Here is a 9,716-nt window from a genome sequence, read left to right as displayed (position 1 = left end):
GACATGAATGATCTCGGTCGGTTCTTTTTGCGTGGTGGCGTCCATCGGTTCTGCCTTCAAGAGTGGAAGTCGCGGCGATGATAGCGGCAATCATCCGGAAGCCCAAACATCTGGCGCTGCTGTGGCTGGCGCTGTTGAGCGGCTGTGTGCCGATCCCGTTCGGCATCCCGAAGGCACGGCCGGATTTCCCGATCGTCACCAGCGGTTATTTCCATCTCCCCGACGGCGCGACGCTGCCTTACCGCTATTATCCGCCGCAGGGGCCGTTGCGCGCCGTGGTGCTGGCGTTGCACGGCTATACCGACAGCCGGGATGGCTGGGTGATTTTGGCGAAAACGCTGAACCCGCGCGGCATCGCCATCTATGCGCCGGACCAGTCCAGTTTCGGCGCCACCGCGAATCGGGGCTTTTGGCCGGGCACGGACACGCTGGTGGACGAGGCGCGGGACATGGCGGTGATTCTGCGCGCCCGCTACCCGGACCAGAAACTCTTCGTCATGGGCGAGAGCATGGGCGGCGCCGTCGGCATCCTGCTCGGCGCCTCGAAAAACCCGCCGCCGGTGGACGGGTATGTGCTGTCCGCGCCGGCGGTGTGGGGCGGGGCGGCGATGGACCCCGGCTACCGCATCGTGCTGGGGCTGGCCGATGCGGTGGTGCCGGCCAAGCGCCTCACCGGCCAGGCGGTGCATGTCACCGCCAGCGACAACCGCGCCGCTTTGATCGCCTTCGGTGAAGACCCGCTCACCATCCATGCCCCAAGGCTCGACAATCTGGCCGGGCTAGTGCGGTTGATGGGCCAGGCGCAGAATGCCTGCGCAAATTTCCGGCAAAAGGCGCTGTTTCTCTATGGCGGCCACGACGAGCTGATCCCGCCCGAGGCGATGCGCCGTTGCTGGAGCGCAATCCCTGCGGCTGCGCCGGTCACGCTGGCCTTCTACCCGCCGGATTATCATCTGCTCCCGCGCGACAAGGAACGCGCCGTGCCGGATAACGACATCGCGAATTTCATCCTGGGGGAGGGGCTCAACTCGGCGGCGCCCAGCCAGGCCACGGTGTTTTTGGGGGATGCCGATTAGCATAAGAAAGTAGCCGCTTTTTTGAAAAAAAGCGGCGCAAAAAACTTTTGTCGACGCTGGGCCCGTGCCGTCACAACGCCACGGGCCCAATTTAACAAAGTTTTTTTGCTACCTTTTGTTCACAAAAAGTAGCGCTTTCTTGCCTTGCCTTGCCTTGCCTTGCCTTGCCTTGCCTTCAGGCGTGGCTCGGTTCGGTAATCGGCCGGGGCTTACCCTCGGCATCGATGGCCACGAACGTGAACACCGCCTTGGTCACGCGGTATTCCTCGGCGCCGATGCGTGCGCGCCGCCAGGCTTCCACATTGATCTTCATGGAGGTCCGGCCGGTGGCGAGCAGTTCGCAATACACGCTCACCTCGTCGCCGATTTTCACCGGCCGCAGGAAAGTCATGGCATCGACCGAGACGGTGACGCAGCGCCCATAGGAGGTGCGCGAGGCGAGATTGCCGGCGGCCAGATCCATCTGGCTCATCAGCCAGCCACCGAAAATATCGCCGTTGGCGTTGGCATCGGCGGGCATGGCGATGGCCCGCACCATCGGGATACCGGCGGGCGGTTTTTCCATAGGCTGTGCGTCAGTCATGGTTAGAGGCTTTTGTCGATCCAGGCTTTCAGGGCCGATTTCGGAGCCGCGCCCACTTGCGTCGCCGCCGGCTTGCCGTCCTTGAACAGGATCAGCGTGGGGATGCCGCGCACGCCGAACTGCGACGGGGTGAGCGGGTTCTCGTCGATGTTCACCTTCACGACCTGGAGCTTGCCGGCATATTCGGTGCCGAGTTCTTCCAGCGCCGGGGCGATCGCCCGGCACGGGCCGCACCACTCGGCCCAGAAATCCACCAGCACCGGCGCGCCGGATTTCAGCACATCGGTTTCGAAACTCGCATCGGTCACAGGTTTGCTCATCACCCAATCCTCAACTTACAGAATGTTTAGCCATTGCGTACCAACATGGCGGTGAACGAAGGGGGGATCAAGCGGGGACATAGGGATCAAGCCTGTCCCGCGTTACCCGCATGGAGTGCGCGCTTTCGGTCCAGATCAGCAGGCAATGGATTTTCCTGGCCGGGAAAATGTCCGCCAGAATCGCCCGGTAGGCGGCGAGCTGCTGCAGATATTTCACCGGGATGTCTTCGGGCCGCGCGGGCGGCTGGCGGTCGGTCTTGTAGTCGGCCAGCCACACCGCGTCTTCCGTCACCGCCAGCCGGTCGACGATGCCGGCGATTTCCACATCGCCGAGCACGCCGGCCAGGGGCACCTCCGCCTGCGCGCCGGGCGCGAAAAGCGGGGCCAAGGCGGGGTCCCCCAGGATCGTCATGACCGCTTCGCAAATTTGTTCGGCCTCTTCGCTCAGGGCCGAGTCGTTGGCCAGATAGCGCCGCGCGGCGTCTTTTCGCGCCGCGGGCGGCAGGTCGGGCAAATGCTGCAGCAAAGCATGCACGGCCTGGCCGCGCGCCAGGGCGGCGGCGCGGCGCTGCTGCGATTGCGCGCGTTCCAGCCCCAGCGGGCTGGCGGCGATGGCGCGCTGCCTCTCGTCATCGGTGCCGCGGCTGGGGGCGATGCGTTCCGGCCGCGTGGTTTCGCCGGCCGGCGGCCGGCCGGTCCAGTCCGGCGCCGCCCCGGCCCAAGGGGGCAAGGGTGCCATGGCGGCGGCTTCGCGGCGGGCGGCGACACGGTCCGGTGTCGCACTTTGCGCGCAGGCATAGACCAGCCGGTCTTCGACACTGACCACGCCCTCCAGCCGGGAAAAGCCGGCTTTGACCGATTCGTACCAGCATGTTTCGGGTGCGGCGCGCTTACCCTCGGCGCCGCAGACGACCAGCTCGTCCTCGGCGCGGGTCAGCGCCACATAGAGCAGGCGGTTATATTCCTCTTCCATCGCCAGGGTCGCTTGCCGCGCGGCCTCTTCCAGCGCCTCGGAGCGCAGCGCGCCGCGCGGGCAGAACACCGGCACCGTCGCGTTTTCCTGGCCCGGCACCGGCAGCCAGAAGAGTTTCTTATCCATCTTCGGCAGCGTGGTGGTGTCCGGCAGGATCACGATCGGCGCTTGCAGCCCTTTCGCGCCATGCACGGTCATGATGCGCACCACATTGCCACCGGCCTCGGCCTCGCGCTTGATCGAGGCGCCGGACTGGCGGAGCTGGTGCAGGAACAATTGCAGCGAACCGGGCGAGGATTGCGAGAAATTCAGCGCCTCGGCGAGAAACTCGTCGATTGGCTCGGCGGCTTCCGCGCCCAGCCGCCGCAGGAGCTTGGCCCGCCCGCCGAGCGGCCCCAACGCCTCGCTCAACAAGGCGAAGGGCGTGAGATAATCCACGCGGCTGCGCATGGCCTCGAAAAAACTGCGGGCTTCCTGCCAGTCCGGCCGCTCGGCGGCGCGCGAGAACAGCACCGAGACCAGCTTCCCGCGCCGGTGCAGCGCCAGATCCATCAGGCTTTCATCGGAGAGCCCGCCGAGCGGCGAGGCGAGATAGTGGGCGAAGGCGAGATCGTCCTCCGGCAGCAGCAGCGCATCGCACAAGGCCAGTAGGTCGCTCACCGAAGCCTGCTCGGTCAGCACCATGCGGTCCAGCCCGGCCACCGGAATCCCGTGCCCCTTCAAGGCGCTGGTGATCGCGGAGACCAGCGCGTCGCGCCGCCGCACCAGCACCAGGAAATCCCCCGGGGTCGCGGGCCGGCCCCGGCTCGGCAGCTCCTGGCCGAGCCGGGCGGCGACAAAGCCCGCGATCTGTCGCGCCAGCCTGGTCTTGGCCGAATCCGCGGTCTCGTAAGCGTCGGGCACCGACCAGGCGGGTACCTCGGAGGCGGGGCTCTCCTGGGTCAGCGGCCACAAGGTCACCAACCCGGCCTGTCCGGCCCGGCTCACGCCATGGCGCAAGGGTTCATCGCCCCGGCACACGCCGCGCCGCGCCGGGCCTTGCGCGAACACCGCGTCGGTCAATTCCAGTACCGGGGCGGTGGAGCGGAAGGAGACGGAGAGCTTGCCGTCCAGCCAGTCTTCTCCGGCCGTCTGCACCTTGTGGCGGAATTTCTGCCGGTATTGCTCGAAGCTCTGCAGGTCCGCGCCCTGGAAGGAGAAGATCGATTGTTTCGCGTCGCCGACCGCGAAAATGCTGCGCTGCCGCTCCTGCGCGCCGAGGCCGGAGAAAAACTCGTCGCCGATGGCGTCGGCGATTTCCCATTGTGCCGGCGCGGTGTCCTGCACCTCGTCGAGCAGCACATGGTCGATGCCGCCATCGAGCTTGTACAAAATCCAGGCGGCGCCCGGATCGACCAGGAGCCCGCCGGTATAACTCACCAGATCGCCATAGCTCAGCCTGGCGGCGAGCTGCTTTTGCGTGCGTTCTCTGGTGAGGATCGGCGCCATCAGCTGCAGCAGGAAGGCGTTGATCTCCTGAAGCTGGGCCGCGCGCAGGGCTTCCTGTGCCGCCGCGATGCGGGTGCATTCGCGGGTGAATTCGCCGCGCAGACTTTCTTCCTCGGCCGCCAGTTGCTTGCCGAAATAGCCCCTCAGCGTCCGCGCCTCGCCGTCGCCGCCTTTGGTGAACCAGGTTTCCCGCCAGCCGGCCCAGGCCGCCACGCGGCCTTCCGGCGGCAGCGCCAGCCAGTCCAGGGCATCGAGCGCCCATCTCTGACCGCTTGGATTCCCGCGCTCGGCGACGCGGCGCAGCCCGTCGCGCACAGGCTCCTCGCGCGGCAGCGCGACGGCAGCAGCGCGTATGTCCGCGCTGCTTTCTTCAGCCGCGCCCAGCGCCGCGCGCAGCGACGCGGCGATGTCCGCCGCCGCCGGCAGGGCCGCGTCGGCCTGGGCGAAATGCCATGCCAGTTCGGCAAAGCTCTGCTCGTCGGTTTCCGCCGCCAGCGCGTAAATCGCCCCGCGATGGTCCGCCTCGGCCAGAATTGCCTCGCGGGCTTCGCGCAGGCGGGTGGCGGCGTCGGCATCGTCCGCCACCTCGAAATGCGGCGACAGGCCGGCTTCCAGCGGGAAGCGCCGCAGCAGCGACTGGCAGAAGGCATGGATGGTGCCGATGCGCATGCCGCCCGGCAAATCCAGCACCTCGGCAAAGAGCTTGCGCGCCAGATCGATGGCCTGCGCCGTGGCCGGCACGTCGAGCGCGGCCAGCTCCGCCGCCAGTTTTGCCTCCGGCATCACCACCCAGGCGCCGAGCCTGCGGTTGAGGCGGATGGTCATCTCCGCCGCCGCCGCCTTGGTGTAGGTGAGGCAGAGGATTTTTTCCGGCTTGGTGCCGGCGAGCATCAGCCGTAGCAGCCGGTCGGTGAGCAGCTTGGTTTTGCCGCTGCCCGCTGAAGCCGCGACGAACGCGGAAGTCGCCGGGTCCGAGGCGCGCAATTGCTCCGCGTTGGCGACGTCAATCACTGTCATCGTTCGCCCATTCGGCACGGCGGGAAATGCCCGCGTAAACATCGTAGGGATTTTGCCGCGCGGGGTGAGGGGCGGCGAGATAGGGCGTCGCGGGATCGGCGAATTTCGCGAACAAAGCGGGCAGCATGCTGCGCGCGGTGTCGATCATTTCGCGGAGCTGGTCGGGTTTGGCCGAGAACAGGGAAATTTCCGCGCCGGGTTCGTGCCGGCCGGACAGGCGCCAATAGACCAGCTCGGCGACCGCGCCGACGAGGTCGGGGCCGAACGCGCCTGCCTCCGCCATCATGGCTTCGAGCGGCAATTGCGGAGCGGTGCCGGCGGCGAGGTCGTTGGCGCTGGGCGGCACGCCGGTCTTGTAATCCATGATCGCGATCTGCCCGTCGGCGCGGCGCTCGATCCGGTCGACGCGGCCTTTCAGCGTGAAGCCGCCCATCACGCTCATATCCGCGGATTTTTCCAGGGCGATGGAAAGCGGTGCCCCGAGCGCGGCGCGGCGCGCGCGTTCGGCCTCGACAATCCAGCCGGCGATGCGTTCCAGGCGCGCCGCCCACCATGAGTCCAGCGCCGCGCGCGGGCTGGTGCGGCGCATGGCCTCAAGCAGCGCCCGGGCCAGCCGGCGCGCGGCGTCGGGGGCGGTTATGTGCGCCGGATCGGCGAAAAACGCGGCCAGGCCGGCATGAACGATGTCGCCGAACTGGCTCTGGTCGCTTTCCTCATCGAGTGCTGCCAATTCGCGAATTTTCAGGATCCGCCGCGCATAAATGGCGTAAGGGTCGGCCAGCAGGGTGGTGACGTCAGAGATGCTTAGAATTGTCGGCCGGGCGGCGGCGGGCGGGCGCGGCTCCGGGCGGCGCCTTGCGATGCGTTCGGAAGGGGCGTCGAGCTGGGCGGCCCAGGAGGCGGCGTCATGCACAGGCAGGGCCATGCCCGCGCCCTCCAGCAGCGCGTTCAGCCTTGTGAGCCAGCGCGCCGGCACGGCGGGGGCGCGCTCGCGCCGGGCCGGGGCGCTCAGCACCACCGTGCCGCAGGCGACGGCCAGCGAGAAAAAATCATGCGCCGCAGCGGCGATCGCCGCTTCCGGCGCCGGCAGGCCGGCTGCCTTGCGCATCGGCCGGCTGAGCCAGGGGCCGGGCTCGGCCATAGCGGGCCACACGCCTTCCGCCAGCCCGCCGAGCACGGCGATGTCCACGCTTTGCAGCGAAGCTTCCTGCACGCCCCAGATGGCGACGCGCGGATGCCCGTCCTTGGTGCGCGGGCGGCGGACCACCGAACCGGCGCACAGCGCGTCGAGCAGCTCCGGCAAGTCGGCAAGGCATATGTCCGGGAGGTCCGCCAGGCTCGCCAACGCGTCCCGCAGCAGGTCCGAGAGCGCGGTGCCCGCCTCGCCGGACCAGAGCCGCGCCGCGCCTGGCCTGTCCGCCGTTTCGGCGAACGCCTCGGCAACCTGGATCAAAGCTGTGAGGGCCTCCGTCGGGTTGGCCGCGCCGGGGAGGGCGAGCGGGGCGCAACGCTGCTCCAGCCGCTGCAGAAACGCCAAATCGGCGTCCCGGCCGGCCGGCGCCAGCCGGGCGCGCAGCCCGGCGAAGCCGGGGGCCGGGCGCGGGCCGCGCAGGGCGGAAATTTCCAGAATCTTGGCGTGGTCGCGGCATTGTTCCGGGGCCAGGCCCACAGCGGTGAGCGGGTGTTTCAGCAAGGCCAGCAGCGGCAACGGCGCATAATCGGCGGCGGCGGCGCGGGCCAGCAGGCGCAGCAGCAAAGCGGGCGGCGTGTCCAGCAGCTTTTCGCCGGCGCTGTCATCGGCGGTGACGCCGAAGCGTTTCAGCGCCGCGGCGACGCGGGTGGCGAGGCCGCGATCCGGCGTGATCAGCGCCGCGGTGCGGCCCGGCACTTCCAGCGCGTCGCGGAGAATCATGGCGATCGCGGTGGCGTCCTGCGCCTCGTCCTGGGCCTCCAGCCGGGAAATCCCCATTATGTCGAGCGGAACCTGATGCTGCCATTCACCGAGCTGCGCGGCCGGCAGCAAGGCGCGGGAGAGCAGGGCGGCGCGCCCCGCATTGGCTTTCGCCGCCGGCCCGGGGAGGCGCGACACATCGCCGCGCCCGGCGCCGATGGCGGCCAGGAGCGCCTGGATGCCTGCTTGCGCGTGGCCCTCATCCAGCGTCTCCCAGGCGGCATCCGGCAATTCGGCATCATAGCCGGGCAGGAGCAGAAGCCCCTGGTCAAGGCCGGCGACAATGCGGGCCAGGCGGCACAAAGCCGGATTGCCGTCCCGCGCTACCAGCCAGACGCGGTGCGCGGGCGGCGTGTCTGCCCAGGCGGCGCTTTGCGCGTCGATCAGCCCGACCAGCCGCGCCGCCGGGTTGACCTGCCCGCGCGCGGCCAGGATCGCCGGCCAGTGATGCGTGACGATGCGCAAAAATTCCAGCGTGGTTTGCCAGTGGCTGGCAAGGTCGCCCTCCACCACGCCGGGGAGCGTCTCGGCCAAATCGATCCCGGCGTAATCGGCCTCATCGAGCAGCCGGCCGAGCTCGGCGGCCAATGTCCAGGCGCCGGGCAGCCGTACCGGGGCGCCGCGCGCGCCGTCCATTTTCAGGATCAATTGCGCCAGCAGCGCCTGGCGGCGCATCGGCGCGATGGCGGGCGGCAAATCCAGCCCGCCGCGCAGCGCCAAAGCGGCCTCCTCGATCGCGCCGAGCGCGATGATGCGCGGCAGCAGCAGCGCCTTGCCGCCATTTTCCGCGAGGAACGCGCCGGCCAGCGCCTGGGCGGCGCGCCGGCTGGGCAAAATGATCAGGCCTTCGTGCGGCGCCTGCGGCGCCGCCAGCCAGAGCTTTGCCAGCGCCGGCAAAAACGGCGCCTCAGCCGGGAAGGCGCCGATCTTCATCAGGTGGTGTTGCCCACTTCCAGGGACGCCAGCGCGGCGTTGGCGCGTTCCAGATCCTCAGGGGTGGAAAGATGGAACCACAACCCGTCATGCACGATGGCGCCGAGGCGCCCGGCTTCGAGCGCCCGGTCCCAGAGGCAGTTCATGCTGAACGGGGCGGCCGGCGCCTGCGCGAACAAAGACGGGGTGACGATCTGCACGCCGGAAATGGAATAGGGCGCGACGTCGCGCTCGCCGCGCCGCTGCAGCCCGCCATCGCGCGGCCAGAGAAAATCGCCGCGCCCGGTGTTGGCCACGGCGCCCGCGGCGCGGGCCAGGAGCAGCAGGGCATCCATTTGCTGAGGATCGAACGCATCGGCGAGTCGGCGCAACGTATCGCTTGGACCGTCCACCCAGTAAGAATCGCCGTTGACCACGTAGAAGGGCGCGTCGGGCAGCAGGCCTTGCGCCAGCATGGCGGTGATCGCGCCGCCGGTCTCCTGCAGTTCCGGCTCATGCAGAACGGTTACGGCTTGGTAGCCAGCGAGGAAGGAAGCCATCTGCCCGGCCAGATGATGCGTGTTGACGATGATGCGCCGAACCCCCGCCGCCTCCAGGCGCTCCAGCAGATGCTCGAGAATCGGCCGCCCATAGAGCGGCAGCAGCGGTTTGGGCGTGGTGAGGGTGAGCGGCTTCATGCGGGTGCCGCGCCCGGCACTCAAGATCACAGCAGTATCAGGACGCATCAAACCACCTTTGCTCGCCAGCCAGAGTCACTTCGCGGCCCCCGGTCGTGCCATGTGCGATCGTCACGTGCAATGCATGGGACGGGGTGAGCGGCCCCAATCGCTCCGGCCATTCGACCAGTACGATGCCCTCTTGCGCCTCGTCCCAGCCAAGTTCCTCCAGCCCGCGATGGTCGGATAATCGCCACAGATCATAGTGCCAGATGGTTGTGCCGGAAGTTTCATAACTCTGAACTAACGTAAAAGTCGGGCTCGGCACGGTGAGCGCCGGATCGTTCGCCAGCGCGCGGATGAAAGCCCGGGCGAAGGTGGATTTTCCGGCGCCGAGCGGGCCGGCGAGCAGCAGGACGTCGCCCGGGCGGGCGCGTTCAGCAAGGGTGCGGGCCAGGGCCTGGGTGGCGGCCTCATCGGGCAAAGTCAGGTGCATGGCGGGATTTTAGAGCAATATGCCGTTAGAGCGTGATAGGCTTGGGACAAATCATATCAAGGCGAAGAGAAAGGCTTCTTTTTGTGAACTAAGAGAAGCAAAAAACTTTTTCATCTGGGCCGTGCTGGTGTCAGCGCCATGGACCCGGGTTGGCAGAAGTTTTTTGCGCCGCTTTTTTTCAAAAAAGCGGCCGCCTTCCTGTTTCCGCTCCAGGCGATGCGCT

7 protein-coding genes are annotated in these 9,716 nt (G+C 68.0%); 1 reads left to right on the top strand and 6 read right to left on the bottom strand.

Annotation, left to right across the window (positions count from 1 at the left end; genetic code table 11):
* Positions 1 to 77: 77 nt before the first annotated feature.
* A complete protein-coding gene (locus tag VNC39_RS17345; RefSeq protein ID WP_325400912.1) occupies positions 78 to 1,076 on the top strand; it encodes an alpha/beta fold hydrolase in 999 nt (332 codons plus the stop codon).
* A gap of 175 nt (positions 1,077 to 1,251) precedes the next feature.
* Here the strand turns inward: VNC39_RS17345 and VNC39_RS17340 are convergent, their stop codons facing one another.
* The 6 genes from VNC39_RS17340 to tsaE all read right to left on the bottom strand — a co-directional run bounded on the left by VNC39_RS17340 (position 1,252) and on the right by tsaE (position 9,493).
* Positions 1,252 to 1,659, bottom strand: coding sequence for an acyl-CoA thioesterase (locus VNC39_RS17340; RefSeq protein WP_325400911.1), 408 nt, complete (start codon positions 1,657 to 1,659; stop codon positions 1,252 to 1,254).
* A 2-nt stretch (positions 1,660 to 1,661) separates the two neighbouring features.
* Complete coding sequence (gene trxA, locus VNC39_RS17335; RefSeq protein ID WP_325400910.1) at positions 1,662 to 1,979, bottom strand: thioredoxin; 318 nt, start codon at positions 1,977 to 1,979, stop codon at positions 1,662 to 1,664.
* A gap of 67 nt (positions 1,980 to 2,046) precedes the next feature.
* Positions 2,047 to 5,457: a double-strand break repair helicase AddA gene (gene addA / locus VNC39_RS17330; RefSeq protein WP_325400909.1), complete on the bottom strand. Its 3,411-nt coding sequence runs from the start codon at positions 5,455 to 5,457 to the stop codon at positions 2,047 to 2,049.
* Positions 5,444 to 8,341 carry a double-strand break repair protein AddB gene (gene addB / locus VNC39_RS17325; RefSeq protein WP_325400908.1) on the bottom strand — a complete coding sequence of 966 codons (2,898 nt, stop codon included), beginning with the start codon at positions 8,339 to 8,341 and terminating at the stop codon, positions 5,444 to 5,446. The genes addA and addB overlap by 14 nt, the downstream gene beginning before the upstream one ends.
* Positions 8,341 to 9,066 carry a nucleotidyltransferase family protein gene (locus tag VNC39_RS17320; protein ID WP_325400907.1) on the bottom strand — a complete coding sequence of 242 codons (726 nt, stop codon included), beginning with the start codon at positions 9,064 to 9,066 and terminating at the stop codon, positions 8,341 to 8,343. The genes addB and VNC39_RS17320 overlap by 1 nt, the downstream gene beginning before the upstream one ends.
* Entirely contained in the window at positions 9,056 to 9,493 is a 438-nt protein-coding gene (gene tsaE, locus VNC39_RS17315) for a tRNA (adenosine(37)-N6)-threonylcarbamoyltransferase complex ATPase subunit type 1 TsaE (protein ID WP_325400906.1), read from the bottom strand. The genes VNC39_RS17320 and tsaE overlap by 11 nt, the downstream gene beginning before the upstream one ends.
* Between the last annotated feature and the right edge of the window lie 223 nt (positions 9,494 to 9,716).

The sequence above is a fragment of the Acidocella sp. genome, assembly GCF_035535915.1.
Classification (GTDB): Bacteria; Pseudomonadota; Alphaproteobacteria; order Acetobacterales; family Acetobacteraceae; genus Acidocella.
This window is presented reverse-complemented; position numbering and strand designations above follow the sequence as displayed.

Bases quoted from the DNA above. Each gene is read 5' to 3' on its own strand.
- VNC39_RS17340 (WP_325400911.1), bottom strand. From the start codon at position 1,659: ATGACTGACGCACAGCCTATGGAAAAACCGCCCGCCGGTATCCCGATG.
- VNC39_RS17345 (WP_325400912.1), top strand. From the start codon at position 78: ATGATAGCGGCAATCATCCGGAAGCCCAAACATCTGGCGCTGCTGTGG.
- tsaE (WP_325400906.1), bottom strand. From the start codon at position 9,493: ATGCACCTGACTTTGCCCGATGAGGCCGCCACCCAGGCCCTGGCCCGC.
- addB (WP_325400908.1), bottom strand. From the start codon at position 8,341: ATGAAGATCGGCGCCTTCCCGGCTGAGGCGCCGTTTTTGCCGGCGCTG.
- VNC39_RS17320 (WP_325400907.1), bottom strand. From the start codon at position 9,066: ATGCGTCCTGATACTGCTGTGATCTTGAGTGCCGGGCGCGGCACCCGC.
- trxA (WP_325400910.1), bottom strand. From the start codon at position 1,979: ATGAGCAAACCTGTGACCGATGCGAGTTTCGAAACCGATGTGCTGAAA.
- addA (WP_325400909.1), bottom strand. From the start codon at position 5,457: ATGACAGTGATTGACGTCGCCAACGCGGAGCAATTGCGCGCCTCGGAC.